Here is a 19,874-nt window from a genome sequence, read left to right as displayed (position 1 = left end):
GTTACGCCACCGCGCGATCGGCGACGCGGGCAATCGGATAGCACTCCAGAACCTTGGCCAGGATCGCAGGACCGGTCGCATCGACTGGGACAAAGAAACGCAGCTTCCACGAAATAATCTCACCGAACAGGCCGTAAGCGCGCAGCCGATCCCGCATCGTGTCGGTGAAGCCGGTCAACTCGATCCGGTTCACACCCATCACGCGGGCGCGCCTGACCTGAAGACCTTCGGCAAGATCGAGAATGGTCTTGCCTTCCATCAGCGCGGCGAAGGCGGCGTCCGGGGAAAGACTAGACGTTCCGGCTTCCAGCGCACTGGCGACCCACGCGGGAGAGACCTTGCGGCCGATGATGCGCTCGCCGGTGTCGGTCTGCAGCCGATACACCCTTGTTGACTCGTTCGGCAGACGCTTCCAGATCGGCAACAGTAAGCCTGCAACGATGTGAATCTTGCTGTCCGCGAACTCCGGAACCTCGGCGACTTCGGTCGCCCAGGCGCGGGCGAAGGTGTCGCGGTCGGCCTCCCGCCAATGGGTTTGTGGCATCATAGCCAACGGTATGGTGGGATGTTCCATCGGGCGGATGAGGCGGACCCGGCGTTCGACTTCGCCATCGTCGAGCATCAGACTGCGGGCCGGAACCTGCACGGCAGCGCGGCCCGAATGGCTGTTGACCAGGAGAACCCTGCGGGGGTCGGAGAGACGCTTCAGCGCCTCATCGAGCCCGACCGGCCGGTTACGTTCGCGCTGGGTGATGGTCAGCAGGCGGGTCTCCGCAGAGGTGCCGGGATGGGTGTAAATCGTCTGCCGGTCGGCGACGACGAAGCTCTCGGCCGTTAACGTCTCCAGTCCGACATCATAGGTGCCGGACGCGATCGCGCCCTCGATGCGTGCCGTCAGCAGTTGCTCGAACGCCGTAAAAAGGATGCTCTGGAGATCGATGGTCAGTGCCAGCAGGCGATTTAAGAATGTGGTGATCGGCGGCAACTCGTCCTTGATGCCATTGCTGTCGATAAGCTTCAACCCGGTCGCATCCTCGAACGTTTGAAGCGAACAATCCCTGACCTTGCCGGAGACGAGCAGGAAGTAGAGCTGGCGCAACGCATCGCGCGCATAATGACTTTCGAGATTGTCTTCGGGGCGGAACAGGCCCTGCCCGCCGGTCTGGCGCTGGCCTTTAGTAATGGCACCCAACGTGTCGAGACGCCGTGCGATGGTCGAGAGGAAGCGCTTCTCAGCCTTCACATTGGTGGCGATTGGCCGGAACAGCGGCGGCTGCGCCTGGTTGGTGCGGTTGGTGCGGCCCAATCCCTGAATGGCGGCATCGGCCTTCCATCCGGCCTCCAGCAGATAATGTATGCGCAAGCGCCGGTTCTTTGCAGAAAGCTCCGCGTGATAAGAGCGGCCCGTGCCGCCAGCGTCGGAGAAGACGAGGATGCGCTTGACGTCGTCCATGAATGCCTGGGTTTCGCCGAGGTTGGCGGAGCCGGCGCGGTTCTCGACGACGAGGCGGTCGACTCCATCGCCCCCTCGCTTGCGGACAATCCTGCGGGTGCGGCCCGTCACCTCGGCCACGATGTCGGTGCCAAAACGCTGCACGATCTGATCGAGCGCGCCATGAACCGGCGTCAACGACGCCAGCTTCTCGATCAAACAATCACGACGCGCGACGGCGTCCCGGCATTGCACCGGCTGGCCATCTCGGAAGACGGGGCGCGACGACAGGTTACCTTCGCTATCGGTAAACGGCTCGTAGAGTTGGGTCGGGAAGCCGTGCGCCAGATAATCCAGCACATATTCGCGCGGTGTAATGTCGACCTGGACGTCGCCCCATTCCTCGGGCGGGATTTTGGCGAGCCGGCGTTCCATTAACGCCTCGCCAGTCGAGACGATCTGGATCACAGCGGCATGGCCGTGTCTCAGATCGCGTTCGACTGACGCGATGAGCGACGGCGTCTTCATAGCCGTGATGAGATGATTGAAGAAGCGCTGTTTCGCCGATTCGAACGCTGATCTGGCGGCGGACTTGGCCTGCGCGTTCAGCGTTCCGGTCGCGCCGGTAATGTTCGCAGCCCGCATGGCCGCGGCGAGATTGTTATGAATGATCGCGAAGGCGCCGGCATAGCTGTCATAGATGCGGATTTGGTCATCAGTGAGCTGATGCTCGATCAACTCATACTCGATGCCTTCGTAGGACAGCGACCGCGCCGTGTAGAGGCCGAGCGCCTTGAGGTCACGCGCCAGCACCTCCATCGTTGCGACGCCGCCCGCCTCGATTGCCTCGACGAACTCGCTGCGCGTCGCGAACGGAAAGTCCTCGCCGCCCCACAGCCCGAGGCGCTGGGCGTAGGCGAGGTTATGAACCGTGGTGGCGCCGGTCGTCGAGACATAGACGATGCGCGCGTTCGGTAGGGCATGCTGAAGGCGAAGCCCCGCGCGGCCCTGCTGCGACGCGGCTTGGTCGCCGCGCTCGCCCTTGCCGCCTGCGGCATTTTGCATCGCGTGAGACTCGTCGAAGATGATGACACCGTCGAAGTCGGCGCCCAACCATTCCACGATCTGTTTGACCCGCGAAGCCTTCTCGTCGCGCGCGTCGGATCGCAGCGTGGCGTAGGTGGTAAAAAGGACGCCCTGCTCCAGACGGATCGGCGTGCCCTGGCGGAAGCGCGACAGCGGCGTGACCAGCAACCGTTCCATGCCGAGCGCCGACCAGTCGCGCTGGGCGTCCTCGATCAGCTTGTCGGACTTGCTGATCCACACCGCGCGGCGGCGGCCCTTCAGCCAGTTGTCGAGCAGGATACCGGCGACCTGACGGCCCTTTCCCGCGCCGGTGCCATCTCCCAAAAACCAGCCCCGCCGGAATTGCACGGCATTGTCCGCATCCTCGCGCGCCGCGCAGACCAGGTCATTGGTCTCGTCAACGGTCCATGATCCCGCAAGGAGCTGGGAATGCGCCTCGCCCGCATAAATAGCGGATTCAAGCTGCGCATCGGACAGCAGACCGTTGGCGATGATGTGAGCCGGAAGGTGCGGCCGATAGGACGGGACCGGCGGCGCCACTGACGCCATGGCGGCTGATTGGACCAGCTTGGTGGGATGTGGCTGAGAGCCGGGAATACGGATCGATTGAAGTGCATATTCTTCGTAAAGCGCTTCGGTGATCTGGCCGCCCTCAGCCGGTGTCCAAGCAACGGTCCCATAGGCGAGTTCAACCGCCGCCGGATCCGCTATGGGAGCCGCAATGCCGGACGGGCGCATGGCATAGGCGCGGACGGTTCGCGGAATGCCCGGACGTGCGCTTGGCGAAGCGACGACTGCCATCGCGATCGGCAGTCGTGCCGGAACGTACTCCGTGACCCATCCTAGCAGCGTGGCAACGTCCGGCGCCACGGGGAGAGACGACGGAAATGTCGTCGCATCGTCCACGGGCAACCGGTCGATTACGGTCAGCCGCGTCTCGATGGTAGTGCCGTGCTTCGCGAAGATCCCACCAGCAATGGCGGCGGTTAAGACGACGCGTCCGCGTTCCTGCAAGCGGATGAAGGCATCGCGCCAGACCGGATTGTCCGGCGAACAACTGGCCCCGGTGATTGCGACAAGCCGACCGCCTTCGGGGAGCCGCGCCAAGGCCGACGCGATATGCCGCAAGGCAGCATCGGTCATGCGGCGGTCGACGTTGGCGACAACCGAGAATGGCGGGTTCATCAGCACGACGCTTGGCTTGATGGCGATGTCGAGATGATCGTCGATATGCGCGGCGTCGGAGCGCGTGACGGCGATGCCCGGAAAGAGAAGTGAAAGAAGTCCAGCGCGGGTTTCGGCAAACTCGTTGAGAACGAGTGAAGCACCAGACAGCTCGGCCAGAACGGCGAGCAAGCCCGTGCCAGCCGATGGCTCCAGCACAACATCCGCCGGGGTTATCGCCGCCGCGGTGCTCGCCACGAAACCAAGCACGATGGGTGTGCTAAACTGCTGAAGCGCCTCGCTCTCTTCCGAACGGCGGGTGTGGGTGGGAAGAAGCCGGGCGATCTTTGCCAGCATCGGCAGCATCGCGGCAGGCGAATCGGCACGCGCGCGCATGGCCGGACCGAACTTGCGAAGGAACAGGACGGTGGCTGCTTCACAGGCGTCGTAGGCCGACTTCCAGTCCCATCCTCCATCGGCGTCGGAGGCACTAAAGGCGTTTTCCATCGCTGTGCGTAACATCGGCGCATCGATGCGCTGACCTCGCTCGATATGCAGAAGAAGACCGTGCGCGGCCCTCGCGATCGCGCCGGCCTTCATCATAGAGCCAGACGCAGCGGAGAGCGGCGCGGCCGCGACGGCAGCCACGGAGACAGAAGTCGATGTCATGGGAAGAACCTCGAAGAGCTGGGACGGATTGAGCCGCCGGGCGCTCTCTCGACCACGCCGGCTCAAATCCGTCCCGGCCGCCCTCTTCCTCTCAAGATCCGGCACCCCGCAATTGGGATAGCGGCCGCTTGAGTTGCGGGGCGGCCGAAGCCGCCTCGCACGTGCGGATCATTCCGCAGCGATGATATGCGGCCGCTCCTCTTCGGCATCCGCGACGGCTTCGTCCTCAGGATCGGCGAGGAATTCGGGCAAGGCCCCAGCTTCACCGCCGGCGTCGGGCTCCACGGCATCGATCTCCACCAGACGGAGCGGCTCGGGCAGCCAGCCTGTACCATCGAGCAGCCGCTCGGCTTCGCGAGCCATATCGCCTTTCTTGAGGTGGTCGATGAGCTGTACCGATGGCTCGCCCTTCGCCTCGCGCACGGCTTCGAGAATACGAGGCTTGGTGACCCGGCCGAAATAGTTGTCGGCGGTCGGCTTCCAGCCCACTGCTGCCATGTCGAGTCCGACGGTGCGGGCGAGGACGTTGGCGTGATCGAGCCTTTGCCGGACGCTGTGGGCGGAGACCCGGACGTCATTGTAGTGGTTGGCCGGCTCATAAAGCGCATTGACCGCGGACGATGCGCAATGCGCGAACAACGCAGCCTGCTCTTTCCCGTCAAACGCTGTGAGGACGATCCAGAGGTCACCTTCGTTCTTGGGAAGGCGGGCCTTCCACCCATTGTGCCTGGTGTCGATGGCTTCCGCCGATGCGCTCTCCTTCAAGCCGGGCGCAGAAGCGGGAAACGCCGGTGTGCGGATCGCAATTTCCAGACAACCGCTCGACGAGGCGAAGCGATAGAATGTCGCCAGCACAAAATTGTGCAGCACGGCCTGGAAGGCGACGGCCGGGTCGTTTGCCAACGCATCGCGCAACGCCAGCGTGCGATGTGCGGTCAGTTCGGTGATGAGCCGATCCGGCAGCGGCTTGACCGTGTCGTCGTCGTCCTCCTCGACGGGTTCGGTTGGCGCACCGCCGACCGTGATGACCGCGCGTTGGACCACACCATTGGTCGTTGGCCCGTTATTGGTCTCTCCGTCGCCTTGTGCTTCGCTCTCGGGCGCGACCACCACGGGTGCCTCATCCTCCGGCCGCACGTAGCCACGGGCGATCGACAGCAGACCCTCGGCATCGATGCTGACGAAGACGCCGGCACGGGCGATCTCGACCGGATCGTAGACGAGCGATCGAGATTCCAGGACGGAGCGCGCCGCCTCGATTTCTCCGAGGCGCCGATCGATCTCGTCCGGCAGTTCGTCGGCGTCCTGGTAATCTTCCTCGATCTTGACGTACTCGGCGTTGAGGGCGTCAAGCGTCGTCCGCTCCTCCTCCGTCAGATCAGCCGGTTCGCCCTCAATCTCGCGCAAAGCGCTGGTGTGGCCGTATGGGAAATCGACCGCCACTGCGATCCACTTCCAGCCTTCGGCCGCGATCGTCTCGGCCTCGGCCTTCAGCTTTTCGGTGGCGAGACGATCGAGCAGCGGCACATCCTGCAACCAGCCGCCATCGTCGTGTACGAACAGATCCCGCATGACGGTGCCGCCGGCCTGCTCGTAGGCATCCAGTCCAACGAACTGGGCGCGACGGTCGGAAGCGCGGACGGTGTTCTCCGTCAGCGTCCGCCGGATCTGATATGGCTCGTCGTAGCCGGATCTGCTGACATTGTCCCAGACCTGCTCCTGCCGCGCCTGATCGGCCGTGACCGAGAAAGCCATCAACTGTTCGAGGGTCATGCCATCGTCGGCATAAACGTTGTGCAACTTCGGCGACACTGATGCCAGGCGCAGGCGCTGCTTGACGATCACCGGCGACACGAAGTGCCGCGCGGCGATATCCTCTTCGCTCATGCCACCGTCACGCAGCAGCTTAAACGCGCGGAACTGATCAAGCGGATGCAGGCCGACCCGCTCGTCATTCTCGGCGAGGGAATCGTCCTCGGCGATGCCGCCATCCCTGATAACGCAGGGGACAGGTTGCGTCTTCGCCATACGCTTCTGCTTGACCAGCAGTTCGAGCGCGCGGTATCGGCGTCCACCGGCGGGCACCTCGAACATGCCGGTCTCCTGGCCGTCGGCATCGACGACCGCACGAACGCTCAGGCTTTGTAACAGCGTGCGCTGAGCGATGCTTTCCGCCAGTTGCTCGATCGAGACGCCGGCCTTCACGCGGCGGACGTTGGACTGGCTGAGCACCAGTTTGTTGAAGGGAATATCGCGGGAGGGACTGAGTTTGATTTTCTGAACGCTTGCCATGTCGGATTCTCCACGACGGGCGGCCGAAAGACTCTCTCTCGACCTCCTTCCCGTCACAGACAAGCCGGCGCGCCTCTCACTCTCTGACGCGCGGCACCGACTGAAGGCTGAAACGGCGTGCGGATGCATCACGCGGCCTCCTCGTTGCCCTCAACGACGGAATCGATCGCGGGAGGCAGAAAGGCGAGCAGGAAATCGGAGGCCTTCGATGCCGCGCTCGCGGCGCGCACGACGGCGCGATTATCCTCGCGCAGCACCTCCAGCCAGGAACCGATGTAGTCGGCGTGGCGCACGGTCGGCACGATACCGAGCGAGGCACAAACGAAGGCGCCAGCCATTTCGGCGACCAGCTCTTCTCGCGCGTAAGACTTCGAGCCGAACGAACCCGAGTGGTCGCGGTTGAGGCGGGACGCTTGGCCGGTCCAATGACCGAGCTCATGGAATGCGGTCCGGTGCCAATTGATCGGCTCGAAATAGGCTGCCGGCGGCGGCACCTGCACGAAATCGCCCGTCGTGTTGTAGTAGGCGCGCGCACCGCCGATGCGGAAATCCGCGCCGGTGGCGGCGATCAACGCCTCGGCTCGGGGCTCAATCTGATCTGGTGGCGGCGGGACGCACGAGGCAGCGACCCCCTCGGGCAAGCCATCGCACTGGTCCGTGTTGAAGACGGTAAAACGCTTGAGAAACGGGATGGCACCCGGCTCTTCACCGGCCTCCGCGGCGCGCCGACGTTCGTCATCCGGGGTGAAGCGATCGGCATAGACGACGGTCGTTCCCCGTTCGCCCTTCCTGACGTAACCGCCAAGCCCGAGCGCTTGGCGAAAAGTGAGCCAGCTCTGTCCGGAAAAGCCGTGCTCTATAACGGAACCCCATAGGATCAGCACATTAATCCCGGAATATCCGCGCTGCGTCGAGGCGTTGCGCGGCATCGCGAGCGGCGCCTTGATCGCCGCCGTCCCCCATGGCTGCACCCACGGGATACGGCCGGCCTCCAGCTCGGCGATGATCCTGTCGGTGATTTCGGTGTAAAGGCTCGCGCGGTCGTTGCCGGCACGAACTCGGGTGGTATGTCCAGACATCGCGGTTCTCCGCGACGGGCACCGGAAGCCTCTCCTCCGATCTTCAACCCGCCGCGGCAGACCCGGCCCGCACTCTCACTCTTAGCGACCGTGCCGCGTACCCTTTTAAAAGCGGGATTCGCGACCGCGCGACGGTCTTTGCGTCAGAAATGGAAGCCTGAAGGGTGAAGACCTGCGAAGCAGGGCGTCAGCGCAGCCGACGGCCCGGTCCCGGTGGGATTGTTGCTAACGAATATTTGGAATCTGAGATGCGAGCCGATGAAGGCCCCGTCTCTCACGCCTATGTGCGCGAGAGGCCGAGCCTCTTAGCGAAACAAACGTCAATGCGAGCGCGAAGCGCTCTCCATGAACAAGGAAAAGAGGCACCCGCAGGAGGGTCAGCATAGCGCCGACGCGATAGCGGCGGGACCCGGGACCGAGTGCAGTCGCGAGACCGGTTAAGAAGGCACCCGAACGAAGGGCAGTGATAGCGACGCCGGAATGAAATGACGGCGGGACCGAGGGCGAGTGCCTCCGGCGAGCGACTCATGATCGCGCGAGGGATCGAAGCCGGATGGCCGAGACGCCTTGCGGCTCGGTTCACGAGAGCCCGGTGCGGCACTTGCCGCACGCGCCCAAACGAAAAGCCAGGAAGACTAAGTTCAGGGACTGGGTGTCTGCGCGTCAAAGATTCGAACCAAACCTTGAGCTCCCGCCGTTGCGAATCCCAGCCATGTGTTATCGGCCGGAACGAATGACGGACAAAACGATTCGCCGTTCAGGAGCCATTTCCATGCTGATGACAAGTGCACGAAGGCCGGCGATACGGACAATGCGCGGATGGGCGATTGACGTGCTTCAGAACGCTGGCGCCATCCGCGAGTGCGAGGAGCACGGTTGGATGCAGGACCGCGCCGATCCGCACGCATGGGAGCGAGCGATCGGTATCGCCCGTGAAGACCCGCCAGCAGGGGTCTCCCCTGATGCAGCGGCGGCCGAGGTTTGCGACGTGCTGAACTCGATCGGTGATACCTGCCCGGAATGTCCTCCTGATTAGAAGGACCGGCGCCGAGCACGATGCCAGCCTAGTCCTCTAACCCCGCGTGCGCCGCAGCGCAGCCTCCAACCGCTCCTTCTCCCTATCCCAGCGGGCTTCCTCGGTTTGCGATCTCTTTTCGAGAGCCTCGACCTCGGCCTGGATGGCGGCGGCCCGCTTCGCGTGCTCTTGCTCAGCCTTGTCCAGCGCAGCCTGCGCCTTGACCGCCTGCTGACGGCGTTCACGCTCCTTCTGCCTGGCGGCCTCTTCCTTCGTCCGTTCAAGCTCGCGGCTCCTCCGTTCCCGTTCGTAGTCGAAAGCGGCCTTTCGTTCCGCAACCTTATCGACGGGGCGAGAGGAAGGCTTCTTCGCCTTTGGGCCTTTCGACATGCGGGCGGCTTTCGTTGGTCCACTACCGCCAAGATGAGTGGGCAGTTCGGCATGCTCGCTAAAAGATCCGTCGGATCCGACCGGGCGCCTGAGAACGACGCCGGGCTTTGCCATGGTCGCGGCGATGACGTCCGGATCGTGGCTCTCCTTCGCCGCGCCCTGGTGGAAGAGATTGCTGTCTGCGCCCCACGCTTCCAGAGCCGCTTTCATAGAGGGAGCGGCCATCGCCAGATCGAAGAAGCCCAGCGAGGTCTGGTAGGTCTTCATTTTTCTCGCCATGAGACGCTTCCCTGCCCACTGACCGCCGCCATGCGATCAGCTCTGCTGTTTACCTCGCGAGCAGAGAATTTCCAAAGCGGGCGAACAGAGCGGCCGGCCCGGGAAATATTTCGACGCATCCGGCGTGTCGGAGCGAGCTTTCCGCGAACCCACCGCAAAGATACCTTAAGCCGACTTCCGCTGCGGTTTGGCCGCCGGCTTCCTTGCCGCGGCCTCCTTGGCCGGTTTCTTGCCGGCAATCGGCATCAGCATTTCCTTCTGCCCGGCCGCCGCCTTGCGCGCCTTCTTGGCTGGCTTCTTCGGTGCCTCTGTAGTCGCTGCCGCCGCGCCTCCTCCGATGCTTTTGCGCAGCGCATCCATCAGGTCCACCACGTTCTCGCCGCGGGGACGCGCTTTTGCGGCGATGGGTTTGCCGGCGCGCTTCTGGTTGATGAGATCGAGAAGGGCGGTTTCGTACTGGTCCTCGAACTTGTCCGGCTCGAAGTGGCCCGCCTTCTGGTTGACGATGTGCTTGGCCAGATCAAGCATGTCCTTGGTGACTTTGACATCCTGGATGTCGTCGAAATATTCGTCCGCAGAACGCACCTCGTAAGGATAGCGCAGCAGCGTCCCCATCAGGCCCTTGTCCATGGGCTCAAGGGCGATGATGTGCTCACGGTTGGTCAGCACCACCCGTCCGATGGCGACCTTGTTCATCTCACGGATGGTTTCGCGGATTACTGCGAAGGCGTCGTGGCCGACTTTCCCGTCCGGCACCAGATAGTAGGGACGGATCAGATACCTCGGGTCGATCTCGCTGCGGTCGACGAACTCGTCGATCTCGATGGTTCGCGTCGATTCCAGTGCGACGTTCTCAAGTTCTTCCTTGGTCACCTCGATGAAGGTGTCGGTGTCGACCTTGTACCCCTTGACGATGTCCTCGTTGGCGACCTCCTCGCCGGTGTCGGCATCGACCTTGGCGTACTTGATGCGGTGGCCGGTCTTCCGGTTGAGCTGGTTGAAGGAGACTTTTTCGGATTCCGATGTGGCCGGATAGAGCGCTACCGGACAGGTGACGAGGGAAAGACGCAGGAAGCCTTTCCAGTTAGCGCGGGGGGCCATGGTGGGGAACTCCAATACTGATGCCGGATTCAAGACGAATGGCGCGGCTTGGTTCCGACACCGGGGGCCATCCCAACGGGATGATTTTTTCTCAGCGACCACCGCAGCCGGACTCGACTTTTGTTCACTTTATGTTCTAATTCGGAATGACCGACCGACCCGCGAGCTGGCGCATGCCGACCCCGAAGCAGATGGAAAAACTGACCGCTGAAGCCGCCCGCAGGCCAGATCCCCCCGCTGCGGCTCCGGACGCGCCGCTCCCGGCCGAATACTGGGAATCGGTCCTCAAAGACCCTCGCGCCAGCGCGACCGGGGCCGAGATGCGGCAGCGACGCCTTTCGGAAATTCAGCGTCACGTCCTGCGCGTCTGCTGCCGCCGCTGCGAGCGGACCGTGGAAATCCAGACCGCCGATGCAGTCCGACTATATGGCGGCAATGCGCTCTGGAAGGACGTCGCGCAGCGGCTGCTCGACAACACCTGCCAGCAGCGCACCGGCAGGCATGAAGAAGACGGGTGCTGGCCGGCGTTCGAGACGCCGTAGCCCGCTCTGGATTGCCGATCCGATCTCTTTGCGCCTGGATGTCCGGATGGCCCCGAAGTATCACCCTACGCCGCTGTCGGGCGGCGACCGCAAGGCTCTGGCGAAAGAGCTCGGCAAGGCGCGGGCAATGGCCAACATCCTGGCTACCCGATCGGCGGAGACGCGAGCGAAGGGGGAAGCGCTCATCCAGCAGGCCGACAAGCTGCTATGCGAGAGTTGGAACGAACGCATGTGGTCCGACGGAGAACCGATTGATCCGTCCCCGACGATCGACCAAGCGGTGAATGGCGGCTTCCCTTGGCTGGAGATCCAGTGCGCGCGCTGCAAGACGCCGAGCGACGTTGACCTCGCGGCGATGAAGCATCCGCCGACCACCTTCGTGCACGATCTCGCCAGCCGGCTGCGCTGCCGCAAATGCGCCAAGGCGGGCCGGCGTCCTTCCGCGACTCTGCTACAGCTGGCCTGGCAGCCGCGCCACCCTCGGACCGAAGCCTGACCGATGTGCAACCTCTACTCGATCACGACCAACCAAGCCGCAATCAGCGCGTTGTTCCGCGTCGTGAACCGATACGTCGGCAATCTGGCGCCGATGCCCGGGGTTTTTCCCGATTACAAGGCACCGATCGTGCGCAACGGGGCCGAGGGCCGCGAACTCGCCTCGGCGCGCTGGGGAATGCCGTCGTCGTCAAAAGCGCTGATGGACGCCACCAAGAAACGAGCCGAGAAGCTGCAGGCCAAGGGCAAGACCGTCGATTTCAAGGAACTACTGCGGATGGAGCCGGACGGCGGCACGACAAACATCCGCAACGTGAAGAGCAAGCACTGGACGAGATGGCTGGGAGCCGAGAACCGCTGCGTGGTACCGTTCAACTCCTTCAGCGAGTTCAACAAGGCCGAGGGCGGTGATATCTGGTTCGCGCTCGACGAGACCCGTCCCCTCGCCTGCTTCGCCGGCATCTGGATCAACTGGACGTCCGTTCGGAAGGTCAAGGAAGGTGAGACGAACAACGACCTTTACGCGTTCCTCACGACCGAGCCGAACGGCGAGGTCGGCGCCATCCACCCCAAGGCGATGCCGGTGATCCTGACGACGCCAGACGAAGTCGAGACCTGGATGACGGCTCCTCTGGACGAGGCCCTGAAGTTGCAGCAGCCGCTTGCCGACGGAACGCTCCGGATCGTCGCCCGCGGCGTCAAGGAAGACACGGCCGGGCTAGCGACGTGACCATCGAGGACGATGACGACCAGGCAGCTTCCCCGAGCCGCCAGCGTAAGATCATCCACATCGACATGGACGCCTTCTATGCGTCCGTTGAGCAGCGGGACAATCCGGATCTTCGCGGCAAGCCGGTCGCCGTCGGCGGATCCCGAGAGCGCGGCGTCGTGGCGGCGGCCAGCTACGAAGCGCGCAAGTTCGGCGTCAGGTCGGCCTTGCCATCGGTTACCGCGAAGCGGCAATGCCCAGACCTGATCTTCGTCAAGCCGCGTTTCGAGGTGTACAAGGCGGTCTCCCAGCAAATACGCGAGATCTTCGCCGAGCACACCCCGATCATCGAGCCGCTGTCGCTGGACGAGGCCTACCTCGACGTGACCGAAAATCTGCAGGGCATTCCGTTAGCCCGGGACGTCGCGTTAGCGATCCGAGCGAAGATCAAGGAGGTAACCGGCCTCAATGCTTCGGCCGGCATCTCCTACAACAAGTTTCTGGCGAAGCTCGCCTCCGACCATCGTAAGCCGAACGGCCAGTACGTCATCACGCCGGAGATGGGTCCGGCGTTCGTTGAGGACCTTCCGGTCGGCAAGTTTCACGGTATAGGGCCAGCGACTAGCACCAAGATGAATGCGCTCGGCCTCTACACCGGCCTCGACATGCGCAACCAGTCACTCGAATTCATGCAAGCCAACTTCGGCAAGGCCGGGAGCTACTACTATTGGATTTCGAGAGGCGTCGACAATCGCGAAGTCCGCGCGGACCGAATACGAAAGTCGGTCGGCGCCGAAAACACATTCGCCAGCGACCTCACCGAGTTTGAAGCGATGGTCGCCGAACTGCAGCCAATAATCGACAAAGTGTGGCGGCATTGCTTAGACAAGAACATCCGCGGCCGGACCGTCACTCTCAAGGTGAAGTTTTCAGACTTTGCATTGATAACTCGGAGCCGAACGTTGGCCGGCGCGATCGGAGGCCGTAACGAACTGGAGGACGTTGCGATCGGACTGTTAAGGATGCTGTTTCCTATGCAAAAATCGGTCAGGCTGCTGGGCATCTCGACGTCAGGGTTTGCTGTCGACGATTTTCAGCGCCCTGAACAAATCGTCATGGCCATCTAGCAGCGACCCGGAAGGCCCAAATCAGCTGGTCATTGCCAGTCGACCAAATCGCGAAAGACACTCCTACTTGGCACGCTCCCGTTGTCAGGTCGCCGATGAGTTCTTTCTAGAGGCGATCCGGCCGTTTGCAGCTTAATCAGATTACCAAGAGCACTCCGCGAGACGACAGGCCGGTGGATGCACTCACTGCCCTTGAATATAATTGCACTTGCCGCACATATCGATCACGGGCCTCCGAAAGCTCTCGATCCGTCTTGAAGTCCACCACGGTCCATCCGACGAAATCGAGCGTCTCATCGCGAAAGGCAAGGTCGATTACCCCCTCGGCTACGGTATGGTCCTGCACCAGCATTACAGGGACCTCGCGGCGCAGGCGTCCTGCTTTTGCCGCCTTCGCAGCTCGTTGCAGTACGGGATGCGCTTTGGCGCGGAGCACGGTCGCAACGGCTGCGTCGATCTCTTCCTTCGTCGCTCCAACTATTCTGCCCTGAACAGCAGCGGTCGCCGCTACGTCATCGCTCGACGAGGGTAGGTCAATCAACGCCAGCACAGCATGAACAAGCGTTCCAAAACGCCGCCCGCCGGGGCGATCAGCTCCGTCCCGCGCAACCACATACACCTCTACGGGCTCGATGCCTGGCTCTTGTTCGCCATCCTGGATCAAGGAGGTGACCGTTCGAGTCCGCAACGTCGGCACGGACGCTGTTTCTAAAATCGTTCGACGTTGAGCCTGCCAAGCATCATGTCTTTGGACGCTTTCAGTCGCAGCAACCTCGCCAGGATCCAGTTCCAGAAGTCGCTGATGTCGAAGTGGCGCCAACTCTTCGGTTTGCAGTTGCAGAGCAGTAGGGTCCCACCATGTCACCGAAACACCACCGGGCTTCCAAGTATGTAGGCCTGGCCTCACCGAGCCCGACAGTGGCGGTTTCCCCTTCGGACCGCGGTCGACGATGCTCTGTTCGCCGAAGGCCGGGCAACCGGGCGCAGGCACCGAGGTCCGACGCGCCGCCTCCGCAGGGTACAACACGGGATTGACGGCTTCGAACCAACCCTCGATCGGTTGATCGCCGCAGGTTGGCATAACCAGAAGATCTCGAGCCCGCGTCGCAGCTACGTAAGCCAAGCGCACGGCTTCGGCCTGATCGCGCCTGAGTTCGAGCTCGCTCGCCTCCAAGAGCTCGATCGGCGATGTTCCGCAGATCGGCTCCAACCAAAGAGAACGACCGGTATCGATGTGCCGGCTCGGGCGGTCGCGCGAGGCGGGACACGTCGGGTCTCCAAGAATCACGATCGGAAACTCCAGTCCCTTAGCCTTGAACACGGTCATTATCCGAACGCCTTCGGTCCCCTCCTCGACGATAGGTGCTTCGTCGACTTCGCCGCGCTCGGCGTCGGCTTCGATGCACTCAACGAACGCACGGAAAGAGGACGCAGTCCGTTCGAATCTTCGAGCCGTGTCTACCAACCGTTGGCAGTTGGCGAGCGCCTGTTCACCGTTCTGCCAAAGAGCGATTCCGGCCTGCGCCCGCACCGCCTGCAGGAGCATTGTCAACGTTTCCGCGATCGGCCGGCCGTTGCGCCCGCTGTGAAGCCGCCGAAGGAGATCGAGAGCGTCGGCCACCTCCAGCGCCGCCGGACCGAGAACGGCGCGATCGGCAACGCGCATCGGATCGAGACGCCGAATTGCCAAATTCCCTTCGTCATTGATCGTCTGGCGATAGAGGAGAAGCGCCTCGTCGCTCAAGGCGAACAGGGGGCCACGGAGGGTCGCGAATACCTTGAGCTCGTCATCCGGCCATTCGATCGCGGTGACGGCATTTCGTAGCGCGACGACCTCCTCCCGGTCATGGAACGATCGACCGCCCACCAGCACGTGAGGTATGCGACGGGCCTCCAGTTCACGCACATATGGTCGTGTGACATCAGCCCGGAAATTGCGGAAGCGGCGGAATAGAATGGCAACGTGTCGCGGACGGATCGCAATCTCTTGGCCTGCCTCCTCGACAGTCCACCCGCTTTTATTGATTAACCAATCGACGAACGCGCCGACAGCGCCCGGCAGAGACTCGTTGATACTCCAGTCGGTGACTTTACCGAAATCGCCATACGGTCGCGGAGCAGGTAGCGCGACAATCGTCGGGCGGCCGCTCACCTCGTCTCGCGCTCGTTCGAGCGGAACATATGCTTCCGCCTCCTCATCGGCGGCAATGGCGGGCGCGAACGCCGCATTGATGAATGCCTGAATCGAAGGCGTCGAGCGAAAACTCGTGGTGAGGTGCAGCAATTCGGCGCCTGCGCCGAGCAGGATCCTCTTGATTTCTGCGTAGAGGGCGACGTCCGCGCGGCGAAAGCGGTAGATGGATTGCTTCGGATCGCCGACGAGAAATAACTTCCCTGGGACCGGATACGCGGCCCGCCAATTGGCGACCGTGTGATCACTTGCGGCAAGCAGCAGCAAAATTTCCGCCTGGAGCGGGTCGGTATCTTGGAATTCGTCGACAAAGAAGTGGGTGAAACGCCCTTGCAGCTCCTTTCGAACTTGCTCGTCGCCACGAACGAGATCGCGCATCTTGATGAGCAGGTCCAGGAAATCGAGAGAGCCCGTCTTCGACTTTAAGGACTCATAGTCCGCAATCGCCACTTGCAAGGCGTCGTGCACCAACGGGGCAAGATCGGCATCGCTCGCGGCCACGAACGCCTTGAGCTTGGCCCGCACGCCGTCCCGGCGCGCCAGGATCTCGTCGCGGGACAGGTGTCCGAATGTCGTCCTCGGAGCGCCCTTGTGATCCCAACCCTTGAACCGTCGTCGGTTCGTCGCGAGGTCGCGAAGATCCGCCTCGAGTCCGTCGTAATCGCGTCCGCGAACGGCTTCGAGACGCGTTGCTTCCCTGACGAAGGAAGCGATTTCCGCCAAATTGCGTGCGAGATAGTCGTCCGTCCACGAGCTCAAGGACGCGAGCTCGCCAACTTCCGCCAACTCATCGAGCAACACGTCGATCGTGCCCTGGCGATCGAACGGATCTCGCCGCCAGGCCCGAGCGAAATCGCGGTGGTTGCAAAGCGCGTGCATCGCCTTCCGGAGCTGTTCGTGCGGCGGCTCGCTGCCGGACCTCCTTCGCAGGATTCTCCTCGGCCCCTCCGGGGGATCCGCCAAAATCCTTTGTAGCCATCGTTCGAACGCCTGATCCGCGATCGCCTCGGCCGCCGAGTCATCGAGCATCTTGAAGTCAGGATCGACGCCTGCCTCAACCGGCCGCTCGCCCAAAAGGTCCCCGCAGAACGCATGGATCGTCCCGATATGCGCGAGCTCAAGTTCTTCGAGTGCCTTATCGAGGCGAGTCCGCTCCGCCGGGTCGGCATGGAGCCGAGCCTTTTCGAGCTCGAGGCGAAGACGCAGCTTCATTTCGCCCGCGGCTTTTTCCGTAAACGTCACCGCGACGATGCGGGCCAACGTCCCTTTTCCGCTACGGATCAGGCCGACGATCCTGCCGACCAAAACCGTCGTCTTCCCTGTCCCTGCCGCAGCTTCGACGAAGAGGGTCGTGTCGTAGTCGCTAAGAATCCGAGCGCGCGCCTCGGCGTCGACTAGTCCAGTCATTGCCAAGCCCTCAACGCCTGGAGCGTATCGAGGTCACCTTGAGGCTTTCGGGCTGAACGGATCTCCTCATAGGGACCGCAAACGGCCCGATAGTCACACTGCCCGCACTGCCCTTCTGTGGGCGCCGCCGGAAGGAACGGCCTTTCGATGGCCCATCCGATGACGGTCGCGACATCGAGGGCAGCGTCGCGCGCTCGCTGGTCGAGGGCGACGATTTGTTCAGAGAACTGACCTGCCGATGTGCAGAAGTACAGGCGCCCCTCGGAGACCTTGTCGTCCTCGAACATTTTCTCCGCAGCGAGCGAGTATAAGACGGGCTGCAACGACTTCCCGCCCTCGATTACCGCCTCGCCTACCCCGGCGTTCTTTCCGGTCTTGTGATCGACGACCCTGAGCAAGCCGCTCGGATGGCGCTCCACGAGATCGATCGAGCCACGAAGCCGGATGCCGCAGTCCAGCAGAACGGCGTCCGATACCGATCTCGGGTCTGCCTCGCCCCGATCGGCACCCCGAGTTAACCCGAACGAGAGTTCGAAATGCCTCGGAACGAAGCCCGACGTGTCCTCGCTCATCCGCCGCAGCCACTCGCGGAGATCGGCTCGGATTTCCGTCACAGCATTCTTCCAGACCTGATCGATGGCCGGCGCCAACTCGTCCTCGTAGCGATCGGTCACCGATACCATGACCTCTTCGAGCAAGGCTCCCGCCCGTTCGAGATTGCCCGGGCGCACGGGCAATAGGCTCTCCGCCGTCAAGCGGGCGAACAGGGCGAACTGGACGTCGTGGATCAGGGAGCCACGCTGGAGCGGATCCAGATCGTCGATCGCGACGGCGATTTCACGAGGGGCGATTCTCTGAATGGCGTGAAGAAAGAAGCTGTATGGGCAGCGCGAGAAGGTCTGCAGCGCGGTAGGCGAATAGCCACGAGCGTCGAGTGCGTGCTTGGCCATCAGAGATCGAACATCGGCCGAGGAACTGAGCAGCCCGTCCGCGACCGTCCAGCCTCGATTCCAACGCTGATAGCGGTTGCGCAAAGCTCGCGCGAGATGCGGATTGGCCCCCAAAAGATAGCGCGCGCGGCCCGCGCCCCCGTCCGTCAAACCCATCAGGCCTCCGAGGACGGCGAGATCGTGCTCCGCGTCGTCGATGGCCTCGTTCGGATCGTCCGGCGCCGGCCAACCGAGCCGGCTCGCAGCCACCGTTTCCGCTCGACGCGCGAGCTCCGCGAAATCAGGCAACCTACCTTCCGCCGACCTCACGGCTTCCAGCGCGTAGAACGAGGGAACACGCGGACGTGATTGATCGAGGTCGACGCGCGGATAAGAGAAAAACATACGCCGTTCGGCTGCGCCCACGGCGAGCGCCAGCGCAAGCCGCTCCTGGTCGAGTCGGGACCGATTCGTCGCCAGACCGCCGCCAAGCTGCGCGCGGACGACGTCGAGCAGGATCGGCTCCTCGACGATCTTCTTGGGAAACATCTTTTCCGCCAGGCCCGGGACGAACACCGCCTCGAAGCTCAGTCCTCTTGCTGATTCGACGGTTCCGACGAAGAGCTTTCCGTACCGCTGAGAGGACGGCGGCTCGGCCGCCTCCAACAGAAGGCCTCGGAGGACGGCAAGAATCTCGTCTAGAGTCGCCGGGCCCACCGACGCCATCGGCTCCAGCTCCGCCAGCACCGCGAGCACGCGCTGCGGCCGCCTGAGGCTTCGGGCCGCAAGGGCGCTCAAACGATCGAGCCATTCTCGCCAGGTCGCGGAGATCGGCAGGCTTTCGAGTTCATCAATGAGCGGAAGGGCGAAGCCGGAAAACGCCGCGAGATCGTCCAACTCACGGGAGATCGCCGCGGCTCGCGCGTCCTCCTGCGCTTCCGTCTCCTCGAGTCTGCGGCGCAGATCGTTAGCAAGGCCGTCAAGTCGCCTCCGCCAACGATTGCTTCCACCTATCACCGCGGCCTCGACGAGCAGCCGTTCCCACCGCCGCGGCGCCCTGAGGTGCCCCTCGCGCACGGGTCCGTCCGAAGATTCCGGGACGGCCAGATTGCGCTCCGGCATCGTCGTAGAGCCGCTCGCGCCGGCCATCGTCGAGGCAGGAGTCGTCTCTGGGTCGGGCGCGATCCACAAATCGCCTCGCGGCGGAGCCTCGGGAGGTTCACCCAATACCGCATCCGGCACCTGACCTAGCGAAAGGTATTCGGCGAATCTTTGCGCCGAAAGGCCTTCTGCGGCGCAATCGAGCAAACAGCAAAAGGCGCGCCCGGCGGGCTCCGGCCTCACGGTCCCGCGCGCAAAATGAACGGGGATTCCCGACCGCGAAAACGCCTCCGCGAGATGCGAACGATAGAGGTCGGCCGACCGCAACAAAACGGCCATCCGATCGAACGGGAGACCGTCCCGAGCAAGAGATAGAATGCGGCGAGCGATCTCGACGCACTCGCGCCCCTCTCCCGGTGCCGAGAATATCTCGATCTCATCGCCACCCTCGACCTCCTGCGGCTTCTCATGCTCGTTGAAGAGATGACGTTGGAGCCGTGCGAGAGCGTCGTTCGGTTCGCCGGCGTCCGGATCCAGATCGCGGGTTTCGAAACCCAGTCGGTCGCGAAACCGATGCAGGGTTTCGATATCGCCCGCAGGTACCGTTGCCAGCGTTGCCCGCGCGGCCGAGACGAATGCCGAAAGGAACCCAAATTCCGCCTCGGTCCGCACTGCGACGTCGAGCAGCAGCGTCGGCAGTCCGACGAGTCGATGCCGATCCGGTCGGGCGATCGCACTCATTGCGAGCTTGAGAGTACCGGACCAATCGATGAAGCCGCCTTCCGCCAATTCGTGCTCATATTCGCGAACGATCGGCGCCAAATCCGGAGCGACTGCATCGAGCTCGCCCGAACGGACGCCGGCGG

At 63.1% G+C, this 19,874-nt stretch carries 12 protein-coding genes; 5 read left to right on the top strand and 7 right to left on the bottom strand.

Going from position 1 to position 19,874, the window contains the following annotated elements; translation table 11 throughout:
• Position 1 precedes the first annotated feature (1 nt).
• The 3 genes from AC0QUY_RS27615 to AC0QUY_RS27605 all read right to left on the bottom strand — a co-directional run bounded on the left by AC0QUY_RS27615 (position 2) and on the right by AC0QUY_RS27605 (position 7,722).
• On the bottom strand, positions 2-4,351 hold the full coding sequence (locus AC0QUY_RS27615) for a strawberry notch-like NTP hydrolase domain-containing protein (protein ID WP_475389350.1): 4,350 nt from the start codon (positions 4,349-4,351) through the stop codon (positions 2-4).
• A 168-nt stretch (positions 4,352-4,519) separates the two neighbouring features.
• Positions 4,520-6,643 carry a ParB/RepB/Spo0J family partition protein gene (locus AC0QUY_RS27610; RefSeq protein ID WP_475389348.1) on the bottom strand — a complete coding sequence of 708 codons (2,124 nt, stop codon included), beginning with the start codon at positions 6,641-6,643 and terminating at the stop codon, positions 4,520-4,522.
• Positions 6,644-6,771: 128 nt separating this feature from the next.
• Complete coding sequence (locus AC0QUY_RS27605) at positions 6,772-7,722, bottom strand: ArdC family protein (RefSeq protein ID WP_475389346.1); 951 nt, start codon at positions 7,720-7,722, stop codon at positions 6,772-6,774.
• A gap of 772 nt (positions 7,723-8,494) precedes the next feature.
• Between AC0QUY_RS27605 and AC0QUY_RS27600 the strand changes: the two genes are divergently transcribed.
• Entirely contained in the window at positions 8,495-8,758 is a 264-nt protein-coding gene (locus tag AC0QUY_RS27600) for a hypothetical protein (RefSeq protein ID WP_475389425.1), read from the top strand.
• Positions 8,759-8,794: 36 nt separating this feature from the next.
• Here the strand turns inward: AC0QUY_RS27600 and AC0QUY_RS27595 are convergent, their stop codons facing one another.
• Positions 8,795-9,406 carry a cell envelope biogenesis protein TolA gene (locus tag AC0QUY_RS27595; RefSeq protein ID WP_475389345.1) on the bottom strand — a complete coding sequence of 204 codons (612 nt, stop codon included), beginning with the start codon at positions 9,404-9,406 and terminating at the stop codon, positions 8,795-8,797.
• A 165-nt stretch (positions 9,407-9,571) separates the two neighbouring features.
• A complete protein-coding gene (gene ku, locus AC0QUY_RS27590; RefSeq protein ID WP_475389344.1) occupies positions 9,572-10,507 on the bottom strand; it encodes a non-homologous end joining protein Ku in 936 nt (311 codons plus the stop codon).
• Between the two features lie 146 nt (positions 10,508-10,653).
• Between ku and AC0QUY_RS27585 the strand changes: the two genes are divergently transcribed.
• The 4 genes from AC0QUY_RS27585 to dinB are packed head-to-tail and all read left to right on the top strand — an operon-like array spanning position 10,654 to position 13,380.
• The gene (locus AC0QUY_RS27585) at positions 10,654-11,049 is read left to right on the top strand and encodes a hypothetical protein (RefSeq protein ID WP_475389342.1); all 396 of its coding nucleotides are present in this window, start codon (positions 10,654-10,656) and stop codon (positions 11,047-11,049) included.
• A gap of 46 nt (positions 11,050-11,095) precedes the next feature.
• Positions 11,096-11,545, top strand: coding sequence for a hypothetical protein (locus AC0QUY_RS27580; RefSeq protein WP_061020552.1), 450 nt, complete (start codon positions 11,096-11,098; stop codon positions 11,543-11,545).
• 3 nt (positions 11,546-11,548) lie between these two features.
• Positions 11,549-12,274, top strand: coding sequence for an SOS response-associated peptidase (locus AC0QUY_RS27575; protein ID WP_475389341.1), 726 nt, complete (start codon positions 11,549-11,551; stop codon positions 12,272-12,274).
• Between the two features lie 2 nt (positions 12,275-12,276).
• A complete protein-coding gene (gene dinB / locus AC0QUY_RS27570) occupies positions 12,277-13,380 on the top strand; it encodes a DNA polymerase IV (protein ID WP_475389424.1) in 1,104 nt (367 codons plus the stop codon).
• 136 nt (positions 13,381-13,516) lie between these two features.
• On the opposite strand, the gene AC0QUY_RS27565 is transcribed toward dinB, so the two are convergent.
• Both AC0QUY_RS27565 and AC0QUY_RS27560 read right to left on the bottom strand, forming a co-directional pair.
• Positions 13,517-16,978, bottom strand: a complete 3,462-nt coding sequence (locus AC0QUY_RS27565; protein WP_475389340.1) for a UvrD-helicase domain-containing protein — start codon at positions 16,976-16,978, stop codon at positions 13,517-13,519.
• On the bottom strand, positions 16,975-19,830 hold the full coding sequence (locus AC0QUY_RS27560) for a PD-(D/E)XK nuclease family protein (protein WP_475389339.1): 2,856 nt from the start codon (positions 19,828-19,830) through the stop codon (positions 16,975-16,977). Before AC0QUY_RS27560 ends, AC0QUY_RS27565 begins: the two co-directional genes overlap by 4 nt.
• Positions 19,831-19,874: the final 44 nt, after the last annotated feature.

Source organism: Bradyrhizobium sp. WYCCWR15520, from assembly GCF_056174665.1.
Note: the sequence above shows the minus strand (reverse complement) of the source record. Positions and strands in the feature narration are given on the sequence as shown.

Excerpts from the sequence above, each read along its gene's own strand:
- ku (WP_475389344.1), bottom strand. The coding sequence starts at position 10,507 with ATGGCCCCCCGCGCTAACTGGAAAGGCTTCCTGCGTCTTTCCCTCGTC.
- AC0QUY_RS27610 (WP_475389348.1), bottom strand. The coding sequence starts at position 6,643 with ATGGCAAGCGTTCAGAAAATCAAACTCAGTCCCTCCCGCGATATTCCC.
- AC0QUY_RS27585 (WP_475389342.1), top strand. The coding sequence starts at position 10,654 with ATGACCGACCGACCCGCGAGCTGGCGCATGCCGACCCCGAAGCAGATG.
- AC0QUY_RS27595 (WP_475389345.1), bottom strand. The coding sequence starts at position 9,406 with ATGGCGAGAAAAATGAAGACCTACCAGACCTCGCTGGGCTTCTTCGAT.
- AC0QUY_RS27615 (WP_475389350.1), bottom strand. The coding sequence starts at position 4,351 with ATGACATCGACTTCTGTCTCCGTGGCTGCCGTCGCGGCCGCGCCGCTC.
- AC0QUY_RS27575 (WP_475389341.1), top strand. The coding sequence starts at position 11,549 with ATGTGCAACCTCTACTCGATCACGACCAACCAAGCCGCAATCAGCGCG.
- AC0QUY_RS27580 (WP_061020552.1), top strand. The coding sequence starts at position 11,096 with ATGGCCCCGAAGTATCACCCTACGCCGCTGTCGGGCGGCGACCGCAAG.
- AC0QUY_RS27605 (WP_475389346.1), bottom strand. The coding sequence starts at position 7,722 with ATGTCTGGACATACCACCCGAGTTCGTGCCGGCAACGACCGCGCGAGC.
- AC0QUY_RS27600 (WP_475389425.1), top strand. The coding sequence starts at position 8,495 with ATGCTGATGACAAGTGCACGAAGGCCGGCGATACGGACAATGCGCGGA.
- AC0QUY_RS27565 (WP_475389340.1), bottom strand. The coding sequence starts at position 16,978 with ATGACTGGACTAGTCGACGCCGAGGCGCGCGCTCGGATTCTTAGCGAC.